The 25415-nt window shown below is 44.9% G+C and carries 25 protein-coding genes; 4 read left to right on the forward strand and 21 right to left on the reverse strand.

Annotated features, from left to right (window positions below; all coding sequences use genetic code 11):
• Positions 1 to 18 precede the first annotated feature (18 nt).
• Positions 19 to 144: a hypothetical protein gene (locus tag NIASO_RS20565; protein WP_008587650.1), complete on the forward strand. Its 126-nt coding sequence runs from the start codon at positions 19 to 21 to the stop codon at positions 142 to 144.
• A gap of 203 nt (positions 145 to 347) precedes the next feature.
• On the opposite strand, the gene NIASO_RS16210 is transcribed toward NIASO_RS20565, so the two are convergent.
• The 4 genes from NIASO_RS16210 to NIASO_RS16225 all read right to left on the reverse strand — a co-directional run bounded on the left by NIASO_RS16210 (position 348) and on the right by NIASO_RS16225 (position 3812).
• Positions 348 to 2027: a Kelch repeat-containing protein gene (locus NIASO_RS16210; RefSeq protein ID WP_168128495.1), complete on the reverse strand. Its 1680-nt coding sequence runs from the start codon at positions 2025 to 2027 to the stop codon at positions 348 to 350.
• 75 nt (positions 2028 to 2102) lie between these two features.
• Positions 2103 to 2714 (reverse strand): class I SAM-dependent methyltransferase, encoded by a 612-nt coding sequence (locus tag NIASO_RS16215; RefSeq protein ID WP_008587655.1) that lies wholly within the window; start codon positions 2712 to 2714, stop codon positions 2103 to 2105.
• 99 nt (positions 2715 to 2813) lie between these two features.
• Positions 2814 to 3320 (reverse strand): hypothetical protein, encoded by a 507-nt coding sequence (locus NIASO_RS16220; protein WP_008587657.1) that lies wholly within the window; start codon positions 3318 to 3320, stop codon positions 2814 to 2816.
• A gap of 30 nt (positions 3321 to 3350) precedes the next feature.
• Positions 3351 to 3812, reverse strand: coding sequence for a MarR family winged helix-turn-helix transcriptional regulator (locus NIASO_RS16225; protein ID WP_008587659.1), 462 nt, complete (start codon positions 3810 to 3812; stop codon positions 3351 to 3353).
• Between the two features lie 530 nt (positions 3813 to 4342).
• Between NIASO_RS16225 and NIASO_RS16230 the strand changes: the two genes are divergently transcribed.
• Positions 4343 to 4537 (forward strand): hypothetical protein, encoded by a 195-nt coding sequence (locus NIASO_RS16230; RefSeq protein ID WP_025299069.1) that lies wholly within the window; start codon positions 4343 to 4345, stop codon positions 4535 to 4537.
• Positions 4538 to 4823: 286 nt separating this feature from the next.
• Here the strand turns inward: NIASO_RS16230 and NIASO_RS16235 are convergent, their stop codons facing one another.
• The 8 genes from NIASO_RS16235 to NIASO_RS16270 all read right to left on the reverse strand — a co-directional run bounded on the left by NIASO_RS16235 (position 4824) and on the right by NIASO_RS16270 (position 12930).
• Positions 4824 to 6197, reverse strand: coding sequence for a DNA/RNA non-specific endonuclease (locus NIASO_RS16235; protein ID WP_008587662.1), 1374 nt, complete (start codon positions 6195 to 6197; stop codon positions 4824 to 4826).
• Positions 6198 to 6212: 15 nt separating this feature from the next.
• Positions 6213 to 6614, reverse strand: a complete 402-nt coding sequence (locus NIASO_RS16240; RefSeq protein ID WP_008587664.1) for a nuclease A inhibitor family protein — start codon at positions 6612 to 6614, stop codon at positions 6213 to 6215.
• Between the two features lie 316 nt (positions 6615 to 6930).
• Positions 6931 to 8097, reverse strand: coding sequence for an RCC1 domain-containing protein (locus NIASO_RS16245; protein ID WP_008587666.1), 1167 nt, complete (start codon positions 8095 to 8097; stop codon positions 6931 to 6933).
• A gap of 132 nt (positions 8098 to 8229) precedes the next feature.
• Positions 8230 to 8778: a hypothetical protein gene (locus NIASO_RS16250; RefSeq protein WP_008587668.1), complete on the reverse strand. Its 549-nt coding sequence runs from the start codon at positions 8776 to 8778 to the stop codon at positions 8230 to 8232.
• Positions 8779 to 8884: 106 nt separating this feature from the next.
• Positions 8885 to 9487 (reverse strand): hypothetical protein, encoded by a 603-nt coding sequence (locus NIASO_RS16255; RefSeq protein ID WP_008587670.1) that lies wholly within the window; start codon positions 9485 to 9487, stop codon positions 8885 to 8887.
• Between the two features lie 78 nt (positions 9488 to 9565).
• A complete protein-coding gene (locus tag NIASO_RS20455) occupies positions 9566 to 10417 on the reverse strand; it encodes an SRPBCC family protein (protein WP_008587672.1) in 852 nt (283 codons plus the stop codon).
• Positions 10418 to 10515: 98 nt separating this feature from the next.
• Complete coding sequence (locus NIASO_RS16265) at positions 10516 to 10998, reverse strand: DUF1905 domain-containing protein (protein WP_025299070.1); 483 nt, start codon at positions 10996 to 10998, stop codon at positions 10516 to 10518.
• Between the two features lie 54 nt (positions 10999 to 11052).
• A complete protein-coding gene (locus NIASO_RS16270) occupies positions 11053 to 12930 on the reverse strand; it encodes a sensor histidine kinase (RefSeq protein ID WP_157547253.1) in 1878 nt (625 codons plus the stop codon).
• 285 nt (positions 12931 to 13215) lie between these two features.
• On the opposite strand from NIASO_RS16270, the gene NIASO_RS16275 reads away from it, so the two are divergent.
• Entirely contained in the window at positions 13216 to 13782 is a 567-nt protein-coding gene (locus NIASO_RS16275) for an ORF6N domain-containing protein (protein WP_008587678.1), read from the forward strand.
• A gap of 27 nt (positions 13783 to 13809) precedes the next feature.
• Here NIASO_RS16275 and NIASO_RS16280 read toward each other — a convergent pair whose 3' ends face one another.
• The 3 genes from NIASO_RS16280 to NIASO_RS16290 all read right to left on the reverse strand — a co-directional run bounded on the left by NIASO_RS16280 (position 13810) and on the right by NIASO_RS16290 (position 16773).
• Complete coding sequence (locus NIASO_RS16280; protein WP_008587680.1) at positions 13810 to 14736, reverse strand: sugar phosphate isomerase/epimerase family protein; 927 nt, start codon at positions 14734 to 14736, stop codon at positions 13810 to 13812.
• 153 nt (positions 14737 to 14889) lie between these two features.
• Positions 14890 to 15384, reverse strand: coding sequence for a GNAT family N-acetyltransferase (locus NIASO_RS16285; RefSeq protein WP_008587682.1), 495 nt, complete (start codon positions 15382 to 15384; stop codon positions 14890 to 14892).
• 18 nt (positions 15385 to 15402) lie between these two features.
• Entirely contained in the window at positions 15403 to 16773 is a 1371-nt protein-coding gene (locus tag NIASO_RS16290; RefSeq protein ID WP_008587684.1) for a M20/M25/M40 family metallo-hydrolase, read from the reverse strand.
• Positions 16774 to 16878: 105 nt separating this feature from the next.
• Between NIASO_RS16290 and bshA the strand changes: the two genes are divergently transcribed.
• On the forward strand, positions 16879 to 18006 hold the full coding sequence (gene bshA, locus NIASO_RS16295) for an N-acetyl-alpha-D-glucosaminyl L-malate synthase BshA (RefSeq protein ID WP_008587685.1): 1128 nt from the start codon (positions 16879 to 16881) through the stop codon (positions 18004 to 18006).
• 471 nt (positions 18007 to 18477) lie between these two features.
• Here the strand turns inward: bshA and argH are convergent, their stop codons facing one another.
• From argH to NIASO_RS16325, 6 genes are all read right to left on the reverse strand, one after another.
• Positions 18478 to 19821 (reverse strand): argininosuccinate lyase, encoded by a 1344-nt coding sequence (argH, locus tag NIASO_RS16300; protein ID WP_008587689.1) that lies wholly within the window; start codon positions 19819 to 19821, stop codon positions 18478 to 18480.
• 68 nt (positions 19822 to 19889) lie between these two features.
• Positions 19890 to 20954 (reverse strand): M20 family metallo-hydrolase, encoded by a 1065-nt coding sequence (locus NIASO_RS16305; RefSeq protein ID WP_008587691.1) that lies wholly within the window; start codon positions 20952 to 20954, stop codon positions 19890 to 19892.
• 16 nt (positions 20955 to 20970) lie between these two features.
• Positions 20971 to 21795, reverse strand: coding sequence for an acetylglutamate kinase (gene argB, locus NIASO_RS16310; protein WP_008587694.1), 825 nt, complete (start codon positions 21793 to 21795; stop codon positions 20971 to 20973).
• A gap of 2 nt (positions 21796 to 21797) precedes the next feature.
• Positions 21798 to 22940 (reverse strand): PDDEXK nuclease domain-containing protein, encoded by a 1143-nt coding sequence (locus NIASO_RS16315; RefSeq protein WP_008587696.1) that lies wholly within the window; start codon positions 22938 to 22940, stop codon positions 21798 to 21800.
• A 58-nt stretch (positions 22941 to 22998) separates the two neighbouring features.
• The gene (locus NIASO_RS16320; protein ID WP_008587698.1) at positions 22999 to 23988 is read right to left on the reverse strand and encodes a Rossmann-fold NAD(P)-binding domain-containing protein; all 990 of its coding nucleotides are present in this window, start codon (positions 23986 to 23988) and stop codon (positions 22999 to 23001) included.
• A 38-nt stretch (positions 23989 to 24026) separates the two neighbouring features.
• Positions 24027 to 25175 carry an aspartate aminotransferase family protein gene (locus tag NIASO_RS16325; RefSeq protein ID WP_008587700.1) on the reverse strand — a complete coding sequence of 383 codons (1149 nt, stop codon included), beginning with the start codon at positions 25173 to 25175 and terminating at the stop codon, positions 24027 to 24029.
• Between the last annotated feature and the right edge of the window lie 240 nt (positions 25176 to 25415).

Here is a 25415-nt window from a genome sequence, read left to right on the forward strand (position 1 = left end):
AATAAAGCGGTAAGGGACATGCTAAACGAGCGGGGTGTACAACCGGAAACATTGCCAGTGGCGGAAGACATTGCCAAACTGAAACGAAAGCTGGACGGCGACGCAAAAAAGATATTGAAAGATACCCGGAAAAAAAACATTTAGGAATCAATTTGTGTTTTCCTGTGTTGGGGTAGCGGTGGCTTTCTTGCTTGTCCAATTAGTCCCGCGAATCCCACCAGTATGTGTGACAAGGGCGACTAGTGGGACGATGGGCCGGTGTTTAAATGATACGATTCTTTGTCCGTCTTATGACGGAAACCTGATTCGATAGTTGGATGACGATTGAGATGGGGGTTGTTTTTCTTTTACTTTAATACTAATTTGGTAACCGTTTTTGTGTACGTGTCTCCAACTCCGTTAACACCCTTTCCTGCAAAAATGAATTCATTGTTATTGGAATAAAGCATGCCTCCGGATACATCATACAACGGGGAAACAACTTCCCGGAGCTTTTCCGTGGCCGGATCGAACTCCCAGTTTTTAACCCTGGTATAACCGTAACCCACTCCCCCGGCAAACCGTTCCCAACAGTCGAAGATATATCCTTTGCCGTTGTAACTAAAGCAGGTCGAACTGGTAAAGGGATAAGGGCCGGCCCCGGGCCCGGGAGATCTGATCAGTCTCCAGGAGTCATTTGGAATATCGTATTCCCAGATCTCATTTGTAAATAAGTAACTGTCATAAGTGCTTTCCAGCCAGCCGCCGGCCATATAGGCTTTATTGCCGATAACAAAACTTCCGGCCTGCGTCCGGCTTCGGCCGGGAAAATCCTTTAGTCGCGTCCATTGACCATTGGCGGTGTTATATTTCCAGAATTGATTTCTGAAATACTGGGTGTAATATCCATCGGAAGTGTAAATATCTTTTCCCGAGGTTCCCGTGCCAAAATATATGAAACCATTATATTGGAAGGCATAGGTTTGACTGCGGACGCCTTCCGGAATGGAATCCCGTTTGAACCAATCGTTATTTGCAAAATCGTATTCCAATACATTCGCCAGCGGTGACCTTGGCTTAAAAAGCTGGGGCGGTAGATCCGGGTCGTCATAAGCGCCGCTGATCACCAAAAGCCGGTCGCCCACGGGCTGAGCAAGTGGAGTGGTGAGTTTCATAGCGTGCTTAGGGGCAATAAATTTCCATTCATTTGTTGCGGGATTATATTCTCTGATCTCATTAAAACTTACAGTTTCGCCAGAGGCGCCAAGATACCATTGCGAATAGGCGCCACCGATGAGGTAGCCTTTCCCTTTAAATGGAACGGCGGAAAAGCTTTGTATATTATTGTCTGCATTTGTATTGGGATTTACCTGAACTTCATAAGCACCCAGGGGAAACCATTTTCCAAAATAGATATAACAAAAATCATTTGTTTCGAGCCCCAGACTTGAAATTTTAATTCTTCTGCTGCCTGAAGCAATGGTCTCCGGGATTTTAAAGAATATCGTGTTTTCCTGTCGCCCGGTAACCTTACACTCCGTTGTATCAATCCATACCCGCACCTCTGGTTTATTATTCCCTTTTGAATTGATGCGGATGGCATTAAATTCTGACGGACTGCAATAGCTGTAGTTTGCGGAGCCGGCAGGGTAATCAATTTTAAGACTATCTGTTTTTATGATTTCTTCCATGCTAAAAGCAGAGTCCTTTCCATTATTGACAAATAGTTTTACTGAATAACTTGTATTTCCTTTCAGACCATCAATAATTGTTTTGTCAGAAATATTGGCTGCGGCATCTTTACCAAGAATAAGCACTTTTCTGCCGGCATTTGCATCATCGGAGGGTTCTAAAATCAGGCCGTAGGAATTCAGTGATCCGCTTTTACTAAGGTCAACGGAATAGGAAAGCTGAAAAACATTTAAGTCCATTTGGGTAACCTGGCTGATCTCGAGTTTTGAATTGGGGAGAAGATTGGGAAGCTCTTTTTTCTCCTGGGTTTTAGAACAGGAAAAGCCAAGCAGGCTGATGATAAACAGCAGAGGCAAGCATGTTAGTTTAAACATAAGTTTACATTTTGTAAAGGAAGCCAAATTTAAAAAATAAATCTAAAACGGCATCGGCTATCTTTCGCCCAGTACAAAAACACTCACGTCAGTTTCCGTATTATTAAAGGTAACAATAGTGCTCCATTGCAGTGTTGCATGGGGAAGTAAGGTGGTGATGAAGGGCTTTGCCACCAGCCGCTGGGGTGTGCTGATGATGACGGCAACCTTGTGTTGCAGGAAATGATCAATTACTTTTTTGAGCTCGGCAAATACGGCTGGCTCATAGTTTACATCGCTAAGCAAAACCACATCGGGCAAAGGCAGGGTTACCGCATCTTGCCAGTCTAAGGCAATGGCAGTTACATTTTCCAACTGTAAATGTGCCGCCGATTTTTTTACATAAGCTGCCGCGAGTGCTTCTTTATCGCTGATGACTACGTGTTGGGCCAGGGTGGCGGCATATAAACCCGGCAAGCCCAGACCGGCGGCCAGTTCCAGCACCTGCTTGCTGGTAATATATTGCGGGTGCTGCTGTAAAAACAAACAAAGACCAATTGCCGCGGGCCATACCTGCGCCCAGTAGGCGGCGTTTTTATTGTGTTGATAAGCCTGCTGAATGTAATCCGAAGAAGGCAGATAGATTTCCAGGCTGCGATCGCCTATTGCAAAAGCCTTTGATAGATGCATATACTGGCAAAGAAAAGGATTTATTGAGAACATGCAGGGCAGATGCCTCCATTCGTCCTGCGGACGCAGTCGGATGATGGTGGCCTGTAACGGTACTCCTTACCCGTTTTTTAAACCGGTGAGCTTTACCAGCAAGGGGATTAGCCCGATAGATACGGCTATAAAAACGCCCACACGGATATAGTTTAAATTCCGCCATTGCTTTGTCCGGCTTAGCAGGTTGGTGTTAAAAGTTTTGCCGTTTGCAATGGCCTGGAACTCTATAATGTTGGGGGCAAAATAAGCAAGGGTCCATACCCGCACTGCCACATGTATAGCAAACAGTACCAGGAGCCCGTTCCTTACGGGCTCGATTTTCCAGCAGAAGATCAAGGCCAGCAGAAAGGATACTTCATGTATAGAATGGGCGATGATCCAAAAGGTTTTAAGATCGGCGCCATACGGGGCCTTAAAATACTGGAAGGATTGAGGCGGAGCGGCCGTCCATTTTGAAACCAGCACCGCTGTTTCAAAGATTTGTGCCCCATTCAGTAAAAAATAAGCCAGCAGGGTTACTAATAACCACCACTCAGCCCTTGTTAAGTATTCTATATTTACGTTGTTCATAATTGTGGTTTTAAAAATGTTGCTGTTGCTTTATCTGGATTTTTTATTCAGCTCGTTGGTGAAGGTCTGCATGATGCCGATCGACGCACGGAGATAGCCGGCGATCAACTGTATTTCCTTCTTACCGTAGGTGGAGACCAGTTTTTCTACCTCCGCTTTCAGCCGGGTATTGGATGGTTCGAATAGTTTTTTTGCCTTTGCTTTATTGGCAACGATCAATACCTTCCGCCGGTCGGTTTCGTCTGGCTGACGGCTTACCAGCTTCCGGTCCTCCAGCCGGTCGATCATGGCGGTTACCGCCCCGGTGGTAAGCCCGGTAATGCTGGACAGCTCCCCAGCCGTAAGCGGTCCTTGCCGCAGGATGATACTAAGGTATTTATGATCTACGCCCGTGAGGCCTGCGCTGCGGGCAATGGCCTCATGCATGAGGAGGGTTGTGTCGGAGATTACTCTTCCTAAATCGCTTAAATTTTCTATTGCTGACGCTTCCATATATCTTTATGATTAATTATCTTGATTGTAAAGATAAATAGAACTTGAATGGTGCACAAAATTTTTGCTGCCTAAACCGGCGAGCCTGGCAAAAAAGCCGGTGAACAGATCAGCCGAGCCCTATTGAGGTGTACAAGAGTGCGATCCCGCCTTCGACCTATCGTGTGGGGACAAAATATTGCTTTTTTTATATTTCTCTACTTTTTGCTCGCCCAAAAAGTAGCACAAAAAGGGCAGGCTCAGACGAACGCCTCCGGCCGTTTGACCGGCCACGCACGCGAGCATACTTTACGAAAAGTGGTAACAAGGCCTTGTTGCGGGGTAAGGTCGAAGCCCCCGCAGCCTGATTGTCGTTCAGCCTCCCTGCGCTGATTTTTTCCCTGAATAATTTGTCTGTATACAAAACATACGTTGGGTAAAAAATAGGCGCCTCCGATCTGTTGCTTTTCCGAAGTTGCAATTACTATCCCCCGATGAAAAACAGTTGTTTGTTCCGAACGGATGCTGCTTAGAAGGGGTTCCGCCGGACAGTGAAAGGACAAATCAAGCGGAATGGCGGTTTTGACGCCGCGGGCGACTATTCAAAAATAGGGCAGCAGGAAGGTGTCATAACCTGGCCTGTAGCGCAGGGTTGGCCGGTTCCGCCCCAGCCCGACCGTGAAACAAGGGGCGGAATTCACCTTCCGGCGGAAAAAGATTTTTTGCTCCACTTTTTTATCGATTGAAAAAAGTGGAAAACATACAATTAGATAAAGCTCTATTCATCTTTCTCGATGATTATTAGAAAGGGTACACATCTAAATATCTCGCCCACAAGTCTTATACTATTTATAAACTATTTGAAATGTGTCTATACGATAGGCCTTCAGCGGGACAGGCTCCACGACGCTGCTATATGCATTATAGCCCGGACCATGATTACCCCTACTCATTACAACAGATACCCTCAATAAAAAAGCGGGCCTTTTACAAAGCCCGCCTGGTGTATAGAAAATTCGGCTGCGTTATGAATTATTGCCCGGGATCTTTTTGCGTTTCAACAGCGTTCTGCACATCGGTGCTTAAGCTGGAAAGCAGGTTGTAGCCGGTGGCGGTTTCAATATCCCGCACGGTGGTAATGTACTGTTTCCAGTCGGCACTTACGGTACTGGTATTGGGCGTATTTACGGCCAGCACCCGCGTGGTGGCGCTTACCCTTGAAAGATCGCTGTTGCCGTTATCAAGAAATACGATCACTTTCCATACGTTGGTGGGCACGGTGATCCTCCCGTTATCGATGGTGCCGGCATTGCCATAGCTGCCCATGATGACATAGGCCTCTTTACCCGCCGTTACCTGCGTGCGGATGTATTGCTCCAGGTTGTTCCAGGTTTGCTGGTTGTTCTGCGGCGTTTGGGGGATCATATTGGTCATCAGGAAGGTGGAGGAGTTGGCTGCCACGCTGCTGGTACGGTCTGCACTGGGGCAGTTATGGCCGCGGTCGTAACCGGAACCCATATAGGAGCTGGATTGTACTTTATACCACCCGCTGTAGAGGCCTGCCCAGGCGGCAAAATCATTCTGGCGGTCTGCCACGCCGGTAATATTGGTGGCATCCAGGTGCCAGGAAACCCAATTGGGAGTGGCCCTTGAACTGGAATAAGACTCGATATAATAAAACTGGTTGATAAGGTAATTATTAGCCATGCTGAGCACTGAATCTGCACCGGAAGGGTTACCGAAGAGCAGGTTAGAATTATCGCCCAAAGCGGGCGGTGCATCCGAACCTGGTACCACATAACGCCCGGCTGCGGGAACCGTGCTGTCGCCGGTAGGTAAGGTATCGGTCACATTTTTAAAACCGGGATTATTGGAGGCTCCGGTAAAAATGATATTATCGATATTGATACGGGTAGTGCCGGTTTTAATGATACGCACCTGCACCGGATCGGTACTGGTAATAAGGAAACTATCCAGCTGGAAGGTTTTGCTGCTTACCGTCACGGGGCTGCCAACGTTCGTAAACGTCTGGCCGTCGGTACTGGTCTGGAAATTCCAGGTGGAAGGGCCATCCGTTCCGTAGGTGGCAGAACTTACATACACTTTTTTTAGCCCGGTAATTTTGAAGTTGGTCGTAATGCTTCCATTGCGTAAGCGTACGGACCAGGAGCTGTCCTTGGTGTCCGCTGCGGTATTACCGATAAGGGCGTCATTGAAGGACCAGCTGCCGGTCCGTAGGTCTACATCGGCAAGGGCATAAGCAGCCTTGCGGCCGGATTCAAAACTTTCCGTAACGGAGTAGCTGCTGTCTTTGGCCGGCGGCGGCACGTCAATAGGTGGTATTTTGGCGCAGCTGTAGGCGCCTACCAGTACGAGTAGTGTTAAGAAGTAATTTATGTGTTTCATAATTAAAGGGGGATTTTACGATTCTATTGAGGTTGTTTTTACACCGGCAACGGTCTGGTCCGGTAAAAAGCCGAGAATATAAATGGGTACCTGCACGCCGGCTTCTACCCGGTACACCTGCAGGCCGGAAAGCTGGCTGTTTAAAAACGCATAAAGGTTTTTTATTTTTTGCAGATTGGCCACAATGGGGGCGTCGCCTGGGTCTGCGCTGCGCTCGAGCTGGGCCATGAACTGTTCCGGGGCAATGGTTTTTACTGTTGCGTTTGCTGTGCCGGAATGTGTTGCTACAGCGGCAGGGATGGCGGCGGCTTCCAGAACGCCCAGGTTTTGGGGTTCAAACGGGTATTCTGATTCACTCATGAAAAGGACGCCCTGGGCCTGTGTCTGCAATTGGGTTAAAAAGTTGGATGTATTCATGCCGCGAATGTAATTAAATAGCCGCTTTTTATTATATGTTAACAAAAAGATAATGGGATTGATTAAGGACAGGGCTGCTGCCTAGCGTGTGGCTTTTGCCGGCCATGGAATGCGGGAAACCTGGTAGAGGGAACCTATTTCCAGAAAAAAGATGAAATAAAGAACAACGACAATAACAAAAAACTATAGGCTGATTCTCACCAATGGAATTATTTTATTAGGGTCGTCTTTTTGTTTTGTCTTCGACTTTGTTTTTCATTGATACTTTATCATAACAATTTGAATGTCAATTCTTTTTATAGCCGATGAAAAATAATTACTTCAATGGGAACTCCATCCGGGTAAAAGTATTTTTTTGTGCGATTCCTGGCACACCCAATTGTCCGTAAGTGTTGTCACCGGAAATATAAACAGCAGTATCATTTTTTACGTAAAGGCAGTTTGTGGCCGCATCAAAAACTCTGGTGACATTAGAATCGAGCTTGACGTATTTTAGCACATAAACGTTTGTTCCCAAAGTATCCCAAAGAGGTAAATTCATATTATTGCCGGCTCCCCACAAAGTACCGTCATTTTTTATTACCATTAATTGGCCTCCCTGGCTCGAAATTGTTTTTACATCAGTTTGAATACGCATAAAAGAATCAACCGTTGACCAGGTTGTTGTTTCAAGACCAAAGGCATTGCTGCTTCCCGCACCCCAAAGACTGTTGTCGGGCTTTATGGCAAAAGTTGTAGCACCCCCTCCAAAAATTTCTTTAAAAATTCCTGGTATTTGAGTAAAAGTCTGGTAGGAAGACGGACTGTTAGGAGAGAGGCGAAACGCCAGTTGCCCAGACCAATTTGACCCCATTCCCCAAAGTGTATTGTCTGATTTTAAAATTAAAACATGGCTATTTCCGCCGCTAAAAGAAACAACGTCATCCGCGATTTTTACCGGGCTTAAAGCGGGTTTATAATTAGGAGAGAAAAATAGATCGCTAAATCCCATCCCGGCTGCCCATAACGTTTTATCATCTTTTAAAAATAAAGTGTAGTTGATATTACAATGTACTTTTAATACATGATCTGCTATTTTTACTGGTGTCGCGGCATCAGTAGTATTGCCGATGCCCAATTGTCCTTTTTCGTTATTCCCGGCAGTCCATAATGTGTGATCGGTTTTCAAAATAGCCACATTATGACCATTACAGGATATAGTGTCAACCCCAGACATGATTTTTTCAGGTTTCGGTTTACTTGTTGTGGTTCCGTCTGCTAAAATGCCCCGGCCGTTAGCGCCCCAGCCCCAAAGTGTATTATCGCTTCTGACAATAAACAGATTCCCATAGGCTCCGGCTATTTGACGAATTGTATAAGATTTTACTTCGGGCTTAGGTTCCGGAGGCGGAGCTGGACTATGGCCTTTCTTACTGCAGCCCATTTGAACAATAAGAACTGTAAGAAGCAGGCCTGCTAAAATATTATAGCGTGAAAGTTTCATAAGCATTAGTTTCTACAAAGATAAATACATTTAAATTGTATTAGGTTCGTTAGTTGAGGTCTTTTGTCAATGCCCTGTCAATTTCGATGTGGAAGTTTTTGCAGCCCGCGATTGGCTCCGTTTATTGCTTGTTTAGGAAACCCGTTTCCCATTTAAAAAAGGCTGTTTGGTTAGCTGCTGCTCATAGTCGATTAACCTTAGGAATGGCCATACATCATAGTCGCCTGATTTTTGCCACTCGTACCAGGAGATGATGTGTTGCTCCCGTTTATCCCTGAAATGGTGACCAATGGTTATAATAGACAAGATAAAGTCTTTGAGTGAAAACCGAAGGACAGGGTCATTGCTATCCAAATGCGGCCATTCATACTCCTTGCCGGAGTGCAAGAAGAGGATGCACCGGGCGATAATTTTTAATGCATCTGCGGTGAGTGCATCTGATTTTACCAGCCTATGATTTCGGGTATCATCATACAATCCCCAACAAAGCTCCAGCATTGGCCCTATAATTGGATCGTCGTTACCGCTTTTTGCCTGTTTGGATCGATAATATTGCTCCGGAAGCCAGTCCTGCGAAACATCTTCCCTAACGGCCTCTTCAAAATCATCATTGGAAAGAAGCCCTGCCGATAAATGCCGGAGGTGCAGGGCCAGTTTCTTTCTGCGTTCATGATCTATCATAAGTTTGAAATTGAATAGTGAAGGTAAGAAGGAAGATGATAAAAGATGTTCAAGCGGAAGTAGGATTGATTGGTAAGCAGAAGCTATGCGAGAAGAAGGATACTTTTTATTCCGGTACAACTGAAATAAGTTGCTGCAGTTTTTCTTTATCGCTCTTATACATTTCAAATGCTCCAATGTTAGCTATAACAAAACTTCTTAAATAATTATTAGGTCCCACCTCATGGTTGGTTGTTTTGCTTTTATTGTTGTGCGCCAATGATTGAATAGTTTTTATTGGCCCCCAGGGAATGCCCCACCAACCAAGCAGTAAAGTCACTGCAATGGCTTTGCCATTGGCTTTATCTAGGCAGTCTGGGCAAGCAATTTTTAATTTTTTATTTTGAATAGTGACTACAAGCATACTGATGGTGCTGCTGGTCAGTGCACCATTGAGTGGTGTAGCATCGCTTCCGCAATCCGGGCAGTTTAGCCTTCTAGCCAGTGTACAATAGCTATCTATTTCCTCAGGGCTATGCTGTTTATTCTGAACTCTTATGGCTTCTATTGCTGCGGAGCCCAATTTGCGCTTTTCAATCTCCTGCTTGACTATTTCCTGTGCTTCCAGTGTTAATCCCGCTGCATCATGCAGGGCAATACGCATCAGCTCATTATTATCCAGGCGCTCATAATATTCCCGTACCTGCTCTATATCCAGCCCGTTACTCATAAAAGCATTTTGTTTTTACTGATTGGTTCTAATATGCTTAGTTTTCTTGTTTACTAAATATAGCATTTATTTTTAAGACTACTCTCTGTTCAGCGAGGCAACAACCTGTTCTGGTGGTCGTTGTTGCCGGTCATACAGCAGTGTGAGATTGGTTGCAAAAGATGGTTGAATAATGTTTATTTCCCAGTTGCCTGCTATGGAAGGGAACTGTTTTTGTAGATTTTCAAGAAACCGGTCCCAGCCCGGATAGGATTCGGTAATATAAATTTGTGTGCCGCGTCCGGCGACCAGGGAAAGCACAATTTCGTCTGTAGTTAACCGGTCTTCTTTATAAGCAATAATAGTTTCAATAGTTGCCCACTGATGATAGGTACTGATCTGTTTTTCTTGTAATACAAAGCCCTCGTCAGTAAAAGAAAATACACCTGCTTGCTCCTTGAAATTCAGATTTTTTGTGGCTTCTAACATTGCTATTCCTCTACCTGTTTCCGCAAATTCTTTTATTAGCTGGTTGCGCTCTTTTAAAAACCGGGTGAGATATTTTTTCATAAAAACGGCATCTGCGAATCTTCCAAGCACCCCGACCGGCGATTGAAAATGGAATACGTCTTTCATTAGTGTTCCATCGGCAGTGTCACTAAAAAAATGATCATGCTTTATAAACGTGAAAGCGCCTTTGAGCTGTTCATCCCGGAAATGGAAAGGGCGATCGTATGCCGTTATTTTTGAAGTGAGTTTTTGCCACACTCCAAAATGAATTGCCCGCCAGGTAACAGTTTCATTGAATTCGATCAACCCGCTCGTTCTGCCAGCAACAGCTTGCTCTTTTGTCCGGGAAGTTGACAAAGTATGCAGGTCGATGCTACGGGACAGATCGAAACAAATCTCCTTACTGGCTTTTATGTATGTTCCCAATTCAATGACAGGCATTTGCTAAGATACTCTTTTTGTATAAGGAGCGCGCTGACTGATCATTTTCGTGATAGCACGAAAATGATCCTGCTGGAAAGTGTATCTCAATCCAAAGCTCAGGGCCGATCCCTGCCCACAAACCGTCCCCTGCCTGATAAAAAATCGATGGCGCGGATGATATTTTTGTCAACACTGGCTTCGGTTTTTAAAGCGGCAATATATCGCACAATTTCAAACTGTTTTGACGGAGCCAGGTTATTGAATATCTTTTTGGCCTCCAGGTTGTCGTTAAGGGCTTTCACCAGTTTTGGGTGGGGGGCAATGGTTCGTTCTTCCGGGTCGAAAGCAATCGTGATTTCGATGGTTTCGCCGATTCGTTTCGGAGAGTTTTTTAGCATGATGGTGTTAATGTACAAGCGCCACTCCCCGCTGTATTTTACCAGGGTCTGCCGGAAAGCGCTTCCGTTCACGGTGCCGTGAACGGGAATATGTCCTTTTTCTCTCGCTGCTTGTTTGAAAATGCTTTTTAAAACGGGCTCGGGCAAAAAAACAAAAGGATTGATGCCAATGATCATTATTACTGCTTTAAATCGCTTCATCGTTCTTCGAATAATTTGTAAAACAAAGTCAGGAAAGCTTTTTTACCTGTGGCTTTATCCCTTAGGTAGTCCCAGTCTGAAAGTGGTGCCCTGCCCGGGACTGCTTTCTACTAATAAGGTCCCGTTCATTAGTTTAGTCATCTCCTGGCAAATGATCAAAGCCAGGCCCGCGCCCTTTGAAAGACCATTGCTGGTAAAGTCATTGTTCTTAAGAGAGAAAAGTGAGGCTATCTTCTCCTGTTCCATACCCTGCCCCTGGTCGGTTATGGCAATAGACACTACTTGCTCCTGGGGCGTTATCGTTGCGCTGATCACACTGTCCTGCGGCGCATATTGGGTGGCATTGCTTAACAGGTTTCGGAGAATGAACGTCAGCATCACTTTATCTGCCGCAACTGTGCAGGAATAGGGATCTGCTATTTCCAGCCGCAGGCCTTTTTCCTTTTGCCTGGATGCAAAAAAAGCATCGGCCTCCAGCAGCACCTCCTGCACCTGCAACAACCGGGGGGTGTATTTAAAATCTTCTCTTTTTGATTTGATCCAGTTCAGCAGCCCGTCCATAAACTGAATACCGCGCGCCGACACTTCGTTCAGCTGATGCAGCACTGCCCGAAGCTCTTCCTGCGATAAGGAATCATCAGCTTCCATAACCGTGGAAAGGGAAATGATGGATGCAAAGGGTGACCGGATATCGTGCGCCATTACACCCAGCAACATGTTATTAAACTGATCCCAGGACTGTAGCTGCTGATTGTGTTGCTGTAAGGTATTACTAAGCTGCTGTTGAATGGCCGCTGATTGGCGGGATTTTTTGTAAAGCCTGAAAATGACAATAAGCGCTGACAATAAAACGATCAATAATATTGAAGAGATAACAATGATCCGTGTTTCGGCTACCGACCGGTTTTGGGCCAATTGCAGGTTTTTTTCACGTAATACGTAATTGGTATAAGTATAGCCTGATTTTTTCAGGTATTCCTGTTGTTTTTCTTTTTCATCTGAAATGAGGGAAGCATATTTATAAGCGGTTTTATAATCGTCAGAATCCGCGTAAAATTGTTTAAGGTTTTCCAAAGCAAAAATAATGACCGAGTGATTTTTATTCAGTTGCGCCCGGAAAAGGGCCTGGTTATTATAAAATAAAGCTTTGTCTTTTTTTCCCTTTTGGGCAAAAGCGCTCGCCAGTGTGGTGTAAACCTGGGGAAGCAGATAATTTGACTCATCCGACTCCAATACTCTTGCGAAGTCTTCCAGCTGCGCTATGTTTTTATCAGATTTTGTTGTGTTTAAGTCGGCTGTCAACCGGAGAAAAGTAAAATACCGCAATAAAAGGGTGTCCTGGTATTTTTGTATGATCTGGTGGGCCATTCCTCTTAACGAATCAGCACTGGAATGACTAAGCGTAGTATCCATTATTGACAGGTTGAGTAAGATCACCGACCGGATCGAATCTTTTTTTAACGACCGTGTTACGTCGCTGGCCTGCCGGAGCAGTCGTATTGCCGTGCTCATATCATTGTCAGATTGGGAGAGTACGGCAAGATTATTATAAAGCTGTCCTATGTTTGCCGTATCTGAAAGCTGCTGGTATAACTGCAGGGATTGATTATAATACCGGGTGGCCAGGTATTGGTTAGTTGAGGAAAAATAGATGCCTAACACATTAAGCGAACCCGCAATACCGGAAGTATAATGTATCCGCTTAGCGATATCATTGGCTTTTCTTCCATAATAATAACAGGAGTCCCAGGTTTTTTGATAATAGAGCAACCCCAGTTTATTCAACGCATCTACATAGTCAGTACTGTCTTTTATAAGCGGCAGATCTCGTTGCAGATTGCGGATGGCAGCTAATTGCGCCCCTGCACTGAGGCTGATGATAAAAAAAGCCACGCATAGAAATAGTTTATATGGGTACGATCTGTTGTTCATGTTTTTGAATAGTTCCCAGTCGCCCCGGATAGTCAGGCCGGCTGCAATTGTTATCAAAATTACAAAGCCGGGGGCGAATTCAATGCCTAAGTTAACAGAATTGGGGATTGCTAGCCGCCTGGCAAGAGGATATTTATTGACATTACTCTTTAAATGGTGCAAAACTATTAGGGCTAATACCTTTCCTTCATGGCCAGGTGTCTTTACGGTTTGTTATTTAGGATGTTGGAAGTACTGCCTTTTCAAAATTATTTTGTACTTTTTATTCGCTAAAATAAATAACCTATGCAAATTATCCGAAGTATTCAAAATCGTATTTATGAAATTAGAGGCGAGCGGGTAATGCTGGATTTTGATCTGGCTGCACTTTATGAAGTAGAAACCCGGGTCCTCAACCAGGCGGTCAAAAGAAATAGCAAACGATTTCCGGCTGATTTTATGTTTCAGCTAACATTGGAAGAATTCGATAGGCTGAAGCCGCAGATTGAAGCTGTAAATCGTGGGTCACAAGGACTTATGAATATGTCATCACAATCTGTGATAACATATTCGGGAAAGCGCCCCAGATCGGCGCCGCCGTATACCTTTACCGAGCAGGGCATCGCAATGCTCAGCGGTATTTTAAACAGCGACAAGGCCATTCAGATGAATATCGCCATCATGCGGGCATTTGTGGAAATACGTCGTATTGTTTTACAGCAGAGCGATATGCGGGATCAGCTACGACAAATTCAGCAACGCATCAGTGAGCATGACGTTCAGCTATCATCTATTTATGATGCTATTGAAAATCTGCTGGATGAAAAAGCGGCGCAGCGAAAATGGAACGAACGCGAGCGGATCGGGTTTTAAGAAAATGAAGTTGCTGTTGTTACAAACCTACACGTGCAGCGTATCTTTCAAATAATGAATGCTGGTGGTAATGCTCGCAAAAGGATCCTTGGGCATATCATGCTCCACAAAATAATGCTTTAAACCGGCGGTTGTTGCATTCTCAAAAATCCGTTTGAAATCAACCACACCTTCCCCTGCGGGGGCTGGCCCCTGCCGGCTTTTATCCAGGTCTTTTACATGCCAGAGCGGGAAGCGGCCGGGATGTTTTTTAAATAATGCTACAGGGTCAACGCCTGCTTTGGTAACCCAGCAAAGATCCAGTTCCATTTTTATATCCGGACTTAACTGGGAAAGGAACAGATCATAAGGCATTTTACCGTCCACGGCTTTAAACTCCCGATCATGGTTATGATAGCAAAGCGTAATGCCCGCTTTTTTACAGGCTTCCCCGGTTTTATTTAGGGTTTCAATTGACTTTTGGATCTCATCGGCAGTGTCAATAGGTGTACTGGCGCAAACCAGGAAGGGGATGCCGGCATCTACAATATCATTGACAATTTCCTGCATGTTCTCTCGCAGATTCTTCATAGGCGGGATCTTGATGGCGTTTCCGTTGGCGTCCGTAGGCATTTTTGCGCCGGCAGGAAGTTTAAAAGGCGCGCCCAGCGCATGATGCGATTTCCAGGCCATGCCCTGGTCGGCCACCATCTTTGAGAATGCCTTTGCACTCAAACCGTAAAATCCGCCTTTCTTTGAGAATGCGGATTCAATTTCTTTATAACCGATGGCAGCTACTTTTTTTAGAGTGCCTTCCACATCTGCATCGATAGTATTAAATAAAGTAAAAAGCTGGAGCCCTGGAGGCGGGTAGGCCCCTTTTGTAAAAACAGAAGCAAAAGATTTGGGTTGCAACAGGAAACTGCCGGCAGCAAGCATGCCTGCGGACCGGATAAATTTTTTTCTATTGATCATATGGCGTTGTTTTTAAAATAAAGTTTTTGAAAAGAACGAAGCCTGGCATATGGAAAGAGCAAACAATCTTGAAATATACAAGATTAAATAATGTGTCTAATGTACACTATTTTGGAATATAAAATGCATAGGACGGGGGCTGAATTCTGAAACTTAAATCTCCTTTTGATAACCCACCACATCCAGCACTTTATTAAACTTTTCACCTACATTTTTAAAATGAGCACATTTAAGATAGCCATTCTTTTCAAAAAAAAGAATACTGCGGTCATTGTCGCCGGAAATAATGGCCAAAAGATTTTTAAAACCTGCATTTTTAGCGTGGGTTTCCAATTCCTGCAGGGCTGTTTTGCCAATTCCTTTTGCATAGCAATCATGCTGGAGGTAGATCGTGAGCTCAGCCGTTTTATCATAAGCCTGCCGTTTCTTATAATTGGTCAAATAACAATAACCTACGGGCTGCCCATCCGCCAGGATAATAAAGGACTGGAACCGGGGATGCTGCACGTATAGGAATTCTTTCAGTTCTTCTGTAGTAACTGGTTCAGTATGAAAAGTTGCTGTTGAATTCAACACGTACCAATCATATACCTGTTTCACAAAATCCAGGTCTTCTTCAACCAATACTTTAAGGGTGATTGCTGCCATCTCTGTTATAGCTAAAGTTTATAAACCATATTGGTCAACTAAATAGATCAGGGCGGCTATATTTACTGCGCCTAATTCAAGTTCTCGTTTATTGACTGCCTCAAATACGTCGTTGCGGGCATGGTGCAGATCGAAATAGCGTTGGGAATCGGGCAGCAGTTCGCCCATGGGTGTTTTTAGTTTTTGATGAATAGGGCCAATGTCGGTTCCGCCCCCGCCGGCGCTGATCTCACCGCCACCATAGGGTTCCAGCAACGGTGCCCAGCTTTTCATTTTTTTGAGTTGTTCTTCGGATCCCGTAAATCCAAACCCGCGGGGCGTAAAGCCGCCGGCGTCGGTTTCCAGGGCAAACAAATGTTTTTCATTGTTTTTTGCGGCTTCATCAGCATAAGCGTTTCCGCCACGGGTGCCGTTTTCCTCGTTGGCAAATAACACAAAACGAATGGTGTGTTTGGGCTGATATCCCAGGGCTTTTAAGGTCCGTAATACTTCAATTGTTTGAACGATCCCCGCGCCGTCGTCCTGCGCGCCTTCATTCACATCCCAACTGTCCAGGTGGCCGCCAATGGTGATGTATTCATCCGGAAACTGGGTGCCTTTTAATTCACCGATGATATTGTGCCCTTTTACATCGGGCAGAAAATGAGCCATTGTTTTTAAGGAGACGGAAATATCTTTTCCGCCGGATAACGCACTGGCCAGCCAATCTGCATCTTTAAGCCCCACAGCAACGGCAGGTATCTTTTTGTAGGCAGAATCGTAATGCATGGCGCCGGTATGCGGGTTATTATCCGTGCTATGGCTCATGCTGCGAATGATCACCGCCACGGCGCCATATTTGGCGGCTGCCGAAGCACCCATGCCCCGGTATTTGACCGCATCGCCGTAGGCTTGAAAAGTGCGGACAAACGTCGGATTGAAATGATAATTATAAAAAACGATTCTACCAGCCACCTGGTCCTTTTTTTGTTCCAGTTCTTCAAAAGAATTGACCAGTACCACGGGTGCCGTCACGCCTTTTTCCCCGGTTCCCTGGGAGTTGCCCAGCGCAAGAATATCCAGCTCTTTTTTTGAACGGCCGGGCAGTAGTGCCGTTGCCTGATCTTTGCCGCCCCGTACCCAATGAGGCACCATACACTCCTGTTTAAACGTGTGCTGACTGCCGCTTTGTTGTAACAGGTTATAGCCCCAGTCCTCCGCTTTATACATCTGAGGGGACCCTGCCAGGCGACCGCCGATCGTTTTTGTCAGGGTTCTTAAATTTTCATAAGCTTTACTGTTTATGAGCACTTCATCGGCAATTTTTCGTATAAATGCCTCATCTGCCGTTTGGGCTGACAGGCCTGATACTAAAAATAAACTGCCAATCAAAAACAATTTTCCCTTCATGCTGTTATTTCTTTCCGGTAAAGTTAACGGATTCAGTATATTACCGATAATGAATTCATAACCCTGCCGGATCAGTAATTATCAAAGCAAAACATATCTTTGGGTATGCGAATAGGAATCGTATGTTATCCCACCTATGGTGGAAGCGGTGTACTGGCGACCGAATTAGGAAAAGCGCTGGCAGAAAAAGGGCATCAGGTGCACTTTATAACGTATCAGCAACCGGTGCGTCTGAATGGGTTTATTCCCAATATTTATTACCACGAAGTGCAGGTGCCCAAGTATCCGCTGTTTGATTTTCCTCCTTATGAGACGGCGCTGGCCAGCACGATGGTGGATGTTATAAAAAATTATAACCTCAACCTGCTGCATGTGCATTATGCCATTCCGCACGCGTCAGCGGCGTATATGGCCAAGCAGATCCTGGAAAAAGAAGGAATACAGATACCCGTGGTTACTACCCTGCACGGAACGGACATTACACTGGTGGGGCGCGATAAAACTTATGCGCCGGTAGTAGCTTTTTCTATTAACCAGAGTGATGTGATCACGGCGGTGTCCAACAACCTGCGGGAGGAAACCTACAGGAACTTTGATATAAGGAAAGAGATAGAGGTCGTTTATAATTTTATTGATGTTACCCGGTTTAACCGCAAGCCGCTGGACGCTTTTAAAAAAGTGCTGGCACCCAACGGCGAACGAATCCTGCTGCATGCCTCTAATTTTCGCAAAATAAAACGGGTGCAGGATGTGGTGAAAGTATTTTATAACGTGCAGAAAGAGATCCCCGCAAAACTTTTATTCGTGGGCGATGGCCCTGAACGCCAGACGGCGGAAGAGCAGGGCAGGGAGCTGGGCATTTTTGACCAGTTGGTATTTGTGGGCAAGCAGGAACAGATGGAGGAAATATTCGCAGTGGCGGACCTGTTTTTACTAACTTCCGAATACGAAAGCTTTGGTTTGGCTGCGCTGGAAGCGATGGCTTCACGGGTGCCGGTGATCTCCACCAATGCAGGCGGATTGGCGGAAGTAAATGTGGAGGGGGTAACGGGTTTCCTGGCCAATGTGGGCGATATCGAAACCATGAGCGAAAAAGCCCTTTATATTCTGAAAGATGTCGCTACGCTGGAAAAATTTAAGGAACAGGCTTTTGAGCATGCGCAGCAGTTTAATATTGACATGATCATCCCCCAGTATGAGGCTATTTACAGAAGGTTCTGCAAGGACTGTTGAGTTGTTTAATAATGAACCGGTATCAATTTTATTAAAATGATTGAGATGCTGATTGACTGATGGGATATTACTGCAGGATCAACTTACAGGCCGAACCGACGGCTCTCCACTTTTAGTTGCACACCCTTAACAAGGAACTAAAGTCCCTTGTTAACCCATTAAACTGAGGCTACGCCTCTTCAAAGTTCACCGACAGAAAGCCAGAGGCTTGGGGTTTTCAGGTAACTTCGGAATTCATTCCGAAGCGATGAGCTAGAATATAGGGGGTTGAGTGCCATCGGCACGATCCATTTCGAAAGCAATACCGGTTCATTATAAGTTCCCGGAAACCCCAATTCATCAGCACGCGGAATGCATAGAAGGAAAGGATTAGCCGGGAAGCCGGACATACGGGAAGATCTTATTTTCGAATTGTTTCAGATGTCCCGCCTCCCCGCCTTACCGACCTCAACTACTTTTATTCGTCCGGGGTTATTCTGCACTCAACAACTTTCCATATGCCGTATGCACGGCCTCAAAATCAAAAGAAGCAATGGTTTTGTCCATCAAATCTTTTATCGCTTTGGTACATAAATTCTGAATGCTTCCCTCATGTGGGTTTTTGATCTCGGTATGTTCGGGTACTTTATAAGTGCCGTCTTCAACGGATCTGCCTACCTGTATATAAGCATCCCGGAAGGGAACGCCCTGTAATACCAACTGATTCACGAGATCCACAGTAAACAGGTATTTGTATTTTTCATCTTTTAAAAGGTCGGCTTTCACTTCGATGTTGGACAACATCAGGCCAGCCATCTCAATACAATCCTTCAGCACTTTAAATGCCGGGAACAGGTGTTCCTTCAATAACTGCAGATCCCGGTGATAACCCGAGGGCAGGTTGGTGGTCATCAAAGTAATTTCGTTAGGCAATGCTTTGATGCGGTTACAATGCGAACGGATCAGCTCAAAAACATCCGGGTTTTTTTTATGCGGCATAATGCTGCTGCCCGTGGTAAGCTCCGGCGGAAAGCTGATGAAACTGAAATTCTGGTTCAGGTACAACGTAGCATCCATGCTCATTCTGGACAGCGTATCTGCAATATTGGCCAATGCCTGCGCTACCACCCTTTCTGCCTTGCCCCGGCCCATTTGCGCATATACCACATTGTAGTTTAATGTGGAGAAGCCTAGCAATTGGGTTGTGAGTGTACGGTTAATGGGGAAGGAGGAACCATAGCCTGCAGCGGAGCCTAAAGGGTTTTTATTGATGATGTCGTATGCCGCTTTCAGACTGATAAGGTCATCCACCAGGCTTTCGGCATAGGCGCCAAACCAAAGCCCAAAAGAGGAAGGCATGGCCAGTTGTAAATGCGTGTATCCCGGAAACAGGAACATTTTATATTTTTCGCTTTGCGTTTGCAGCAGTTCAAAAAACGGGAGAATGGCTTTTACGGTTTGTTCAATTTCGCTGCGTAAAAATAATTTCAGGTCCACCAGCACCTGGTCGTTACGGCTGCGGGCGCTGTGTATCTTTTTGCCGGCCTCGCCGATCCGTTGGGTCAGCAATACTTCTACCTGTGAGTGAATATCCTCTACATCCTCCTGTAATTGAAAATCTCCTTTTTTAATGTCGGCATAAATAGAACGCAGCGCTTTTTGCAATTCGGTAAGCTCTTCTTTTTTCAATAAGCCTACTGATTCCAGCATTTGAATATGCGCCAATGACCCCAACACGTCAAAAGGAGCCAGGTATTCATCCATTTCACGATCCTTACCTACGGTAAAGGTTTCTACTTCTTTTAGCGAATCCGTATTTTTTTTCCAGAGTTTCATGCTCAGTTATAAGTTACAGGTCGCAAGTTACAGGTTACAGGCCAAAACCTGAAACCTGTAACTTGTAACTAGACTACCACTCTCCCCACAATCTCAATATAATCCTTAATGCCGCCTTCAATTTCATCCAGGTAGATAAATTCATCTGCCGTATGACTACGGGCAGAATCGCCGGGGCCCATTTTCAGGCCAGGGAAGGGCATCAACGCCTTGTCTGATGTAGTGGGAGAGCCATAAGTGGTCTTTCCCATTTCAATGCCCGCTTTTACGATTGGGTGGTCCAGGGAAATGGAGGTGGAGCGCAGGCGGGTAGACCTTGGTTTTACCTCGCTGGATACATTGGTGTGGATCGCATCCAGGATCTCTTCGAAGCTGTATAGTTCGTTCACACGAACATCTACCACATATTTACAAGAGGAGGGAACCACATTGTGTTGTTTGTTCTCCGTTTCGATCACAGTGCAGGTCATGCGGCTATCGCCCAGCAGCGGCGATACTTTTTCAAATTTATAGGAATGAAACCACTCGATGTCTTTAATGGCTTTTACGATGGCATTTTCGCCCTCGTTGCGTGCGGCGTGGCCTGCCTTACCATGTGCGGTACAATCCAACACCATCAGGCCCCGCTCTGCTACCGCCATTTGCAGCTTGGTCGGTTCTCCCACTATTGCAAAGTCGATCGGCGGCAAAATATTTACCGCAGCCTCAATGCCATTGTAGCCTGAGATCTCTTCTTCGGCACTGGCCACCAGCATGATATTATATTTTAAATTTTCCTTTTCGTAGTAGTAAGCAAAAGTAGCGATCAATGACACCAGGCAACCGCCGGCATCATTACTGCCCAGTCCGTATAATTTACCGTCTTTTTCAATAGCCTTAAACGGATCTAAGGTGTATTTAGGATTGGGTTTTACCGTGTCGTGGTGCGAGTTCAGCAACAACGTGGGTTTGGCAGCATCGAAGTATTTATTTTTTGCGATAATATTATTGCCCAACCGCTTGATGGGAACCTGGTGCTGAGCCAGATACGCGATGATCAGTTCAGCCGTATTATCTTCTTCTTTGCTGAAGCTGGGGGTTTCGATCAGTTGTTTTAAAAGGGCTACCGCCTCCCTGTAAAGTTGTTCCTGCATAAAATAAAATTGCTGATTAATAAATCAAAGTGCCTTCGTTATTGTCTGTTGTATTTTTTATAAGATCCCGGGCATCGCCGATCAATACCTGGTGCACACCCGCATCGATCGCGTTGAACGCATTGTCGATCTTTGGCAAAATGCCTTCAAATAATTTTTGTTCCTGTTTTAATTGCGTGTACAATGCTTTGTCCAGTTTCCGGATCACCGTATCGTCATTGGTTACGTCTTCCAGGACGCCTTTCTTCTCAAAGCAATAGATCAGGCGTACTTTATAATGAGCCGATAACGCTACGGCTAATGAAGAGGCAATGGTATCCGCATTCGTATTGAGTATATGTCCATGCGTATCGTGCGTTAATGGGGCAAATACCGGTGCTACACCGTGTCCGATAAACGATAATAAACTTTGAACATTAAACTTTGAACTGTCCACATCGCCCACCCAGCCATAATCGATTGTCTTCACCGGGCGTTTTTGAGCGGGGATGATATTGGCATCTGCTCCGGTTAGGCCGATGGCATTGGTGCCCAGGGCCTGTAATTGCGCGACGATCTTTTTATTTACCAATCCGCCGTATACCATCGTCACCAGGTCGATGGTTTCGTCGTCTGTGATCCTCCTGCCGTCAATATAGTTAGACCGGATGCCCAGCTTTTCGCCTATTTTAGTGGCGATCTTCCCGCCGCCATGAATGAGGATCTTTGCACCTTTTATTGCTGAAAAATCTTTTAAAAAGGCTTCAAGAGCGGAAGGATTATCGATGATATTGCCACCGATCTTTATGATAAAGAGCGATGTAAAGGGTTGCTGCGTTATATCTCTGTTCTTTTCTTCCACTCTTATTGTAGTTTTTGCAATTCTTGTTTAATATACGCTTCTAATTGCTCTTTATGAGGCATACGGATTAAATATTTTTGGACAAAAAGGTTTTCGTCCATTCCGGCTGTAGCATATTTTACCAACGCGTGATCTTTTTCCGCAACCAATAAAATCCCTATTGGAGGATTATCCTGTGGCTCACTAACTTCCTCTTTGAAATAATTCAGATAGGTATTTAATTGTCCAATATCTCCGTGCTCAAAACCTCCTATTTTTAACTCTATGAGCACGTGACATTTCAGCATTCGATGATAAAACACCAGATCAATAAAATAATAAGTTTCACCTATTAAAATACGTTTCTGTCTCGTCTCAAGACAAAAGCCATTTCCAAGCTCTATAATGAATTGTTGGAGGTTATCAAGAAGAGCCGTCTCCAGGTCCGACTCTTCTACAATAGGTTTTATGTTTATGTCTAAAAATTCAAAGGCATAAATATTTTTAATGATGTCTATAGGTGTCTCTGGCTTTACTTTTTGCTGTACTAATTGACTTAGCTTTCCCGGCTCCCCCGATAGACCACTGCGTTCAAAATACAGGCTGCTGATCTGACGTTTTAGCTCCCTGACGCTCCAGGTACCCTTCATACATTCTATTTCATAAAAACGGCGCTTGTGCGAATCTTCTATTTTGATCAGTTCGGTTAAATGCGAAAAAGATAACCGGCTAATAAGTTTTTCTGTGGGTGCTGCGAGTTGGGTTGCGTCGACGGAGTAATTGTTCCGGATAACCGGGTGCGATTGTGATAACAATTGGTCAGACACCGTCTGACCAATTGTTATCTGCTGATTATCAGCATTTAAAAGAAAGTTCCATTGGTCAGACACTGTCTGACCAATTTGAGGATAGACTAAATAGAACTGCCTGAAAATTTTCAGGTTGGTAATAGAAAGACCATTTATTTTAATTTCTTTGGCAATTTCCGGAATCAGTTGTTGCCCGTATCGTGCTCTTTCTTTTCCACTTTGTTCGAATTCTACAATATAATAACCAATCAGCCAATTACGTACAGTAAGCGCCTGGTTGACTGCTCTAACCGCCTGCGCCTGTAAATGCTGGTGCGCCTGTTGAATCGATGCTATTAACTGTTGAAAATCGGTCATGCAATAAATACGAGACTAAAGACGGAAGTTTATACTTGTTATGTTATTTTGTGTGGGATCAGGAACTAAGCTGGCCCAGCATTTCACTCAATACCGCCTGTGCGGCCCAAACGCGGTTACCTGCCTCTTGGGTTACAATGCTGTTGGGACTGTCTAATACTTCATCGCTTAATTCCACATTTCTGCGTACGGGCAAGCAATGCATCACTTTAGCATTGTTGGTAAGCGCCAGCTTGTCCAGCGTCAACATCCAGGAGGGATCGTTATTATAGATCTTGGCATAATCGGTGTAAGTGCTCCAGTTCTTTACATATACATAATCTGCATCTTTCAAAGCTTCATCCTGGTTATGAAGAATAGTGGCGTTACCGGTAAATTTCGGATCCAGCTCATAATCCTCCGGGTGGGTGATCACAAAATCCACCTCGCCCCAGGCGTTCATCCATTGTGAAAAACTATTGGCTACGCACTGCGGCAGTGGCTTTACGTGCGGCGCCCAGGTAAGAACGACTTTAGGTTTCTGGTTTCTGGTTTCTGGTTTTTCGTTTAACGTTTCCCGTATGGTAATAACATCCGTTAATGATTGCAGGGGGTGCAGGGTGGCGCTTTCCAGGCTTAATACCGGGATGCCGGCATATTTAATAAACTGATTGATGTATAATTCGCTATAATCATCTTCTTTATTTGCCAGCGATGGAAACGTACGTATGGCCAGGATGTCAAAGTATTTGCCCATGATCGGTGCCGCATCTTTTACGTGCTCTGAAGTGGTACCGCTCATAATAGCCTCATCCTCAAATTCTAACTGCCATCCTTCGGAGCCTACATTAAATACAATGGGCTCCATCCCCAGGTTCTGGGCGGCGATCTGTGTACTTAACCGGGTGCGCATGCTGGGGTTTAAAAACAAACACCCGATCCTTTTGCCTGCTCCCAGGGTTTTATCCCTGAACGGGTTGGCCTTGTAATCGAGGGCTTTGGCCACTAATGCATTGATGTCGGTAACATCATTTGCGCTGATGAAATTGCTTGTTTTTAGAAGAGACATTTTACTGTTTCGGTTCTTATTTTGTAATCTTTTTTCAATTATGCTGTTGCATGCAATGCTGCTATTTCTTCCTTCAGCGCTTCAATAAATTCTTCCGCATCCTTTTTTTTCAATGCTAAAGACGGAAGCAGCCGGATTACATTGGGTTTGGCTTCTCCTGTAAAGATCTTATGATTAGCCAGCAGGTTCTTTTTTAACGGGCCGAGGGCTTCCGGAACATCAAAACCGATCATCAGCCCCCGTCCTCTTACATTCTTTAATTCGGGCATTGTGGCCAGCTCTTCCCGTAAATATTTCCCTACCATTACGGCATTGCCCATCAGTTTTTCTCCGCGGATCACTTCCAGTACGGCCAATGCTGCGGCACAAGCCAGGTGATTACCGCCAAAAGTAGTGCCCAATTGAAAATGCTTAGGCTTGATGTGTGGCGCAATGATAATCCCAGCTACCGGGAACCCGTTCCCCATGCCTTTTGCCATAGTGTAGATATCGGCATTTACCCCTGCAAAATCATGACTAAAGAACTTTCCACTGCGCCCGTATCCGCACTGTACACTATCGGCAATATAAACAGCGCCGTATTTATCACACAGGGCGCGTATGGTTTTTAAGAAGGATTCACTGGCTACATTAATACCGCCCACACCCTGGATGCCCTCTACAATTACAGAAGATACTTCTTTACCGTGTTGCTCAAAATAAGCGCCAAGGGCTTCCTCATCATTAAAAGGAAGAAAAACAACATTATCGGTTTCATTCACCGGCGCCACGATATTTTTATTGTCCGTTGCAGCTACCGCCAGGGAAGTTCTGCCATGAAAGGACTTGCTGAATGCGATTATTTTTTTGCGGCCGTTATAAAAAGAAGCCAGTTTTAAAGCATTCTCATTTGCCTCTGCGCCTGAATTACAAAGGAACAACTGGTAGTCTTCCTTGCCGGATACTTCGCCCAGTTTTTTGGCCAATTCCTGTTGCAAAGGAATTTTTATGGAGTTGGAATAGAAAGCAATTTTTTCCAATTGCTCTTCAATGCGTTTTACCCAATGCGGGTGTGTGTGTCCGATACTGATAACAGCGTGGCCGCCATAAAGATCCAGGTACTGGTTGCCCTGCTCGTCCCAAACATACGAACCTTTTGCTTTTACAATAGTAACGTCGTTTAGCGGGTAAACATCAAATAAATTCATCCGTAGCTTTTTATAAAATTTTAATGGCCGGATGGAACCCGCAAAACAATTTTTCACATTCCGGAAAAGGAAATTATGGAAAATGCTTCCGCCGGTTTCATTGCTATTAGATTAAAAAAAAGATGCCTGTAAACAGGCAATCAAGGGCATAAAAATAAGCAAAAATGTTCATAGTTCATGGCCATTAGTTCCTGACGTATGGTTCATAGCTCATAGCCCAACCCTGAACTATGATCTAAA

Origin of the sequence: Niabella soli DSM 19437 (assembly GCF_000243115.2) — a bacterium.
Taxonomy (GTDB): Bacteria; Bacteroidota; Bacteroidia; order Chitinophagales; family Chitinophagaceae; genus Niabella; species Niabella soli.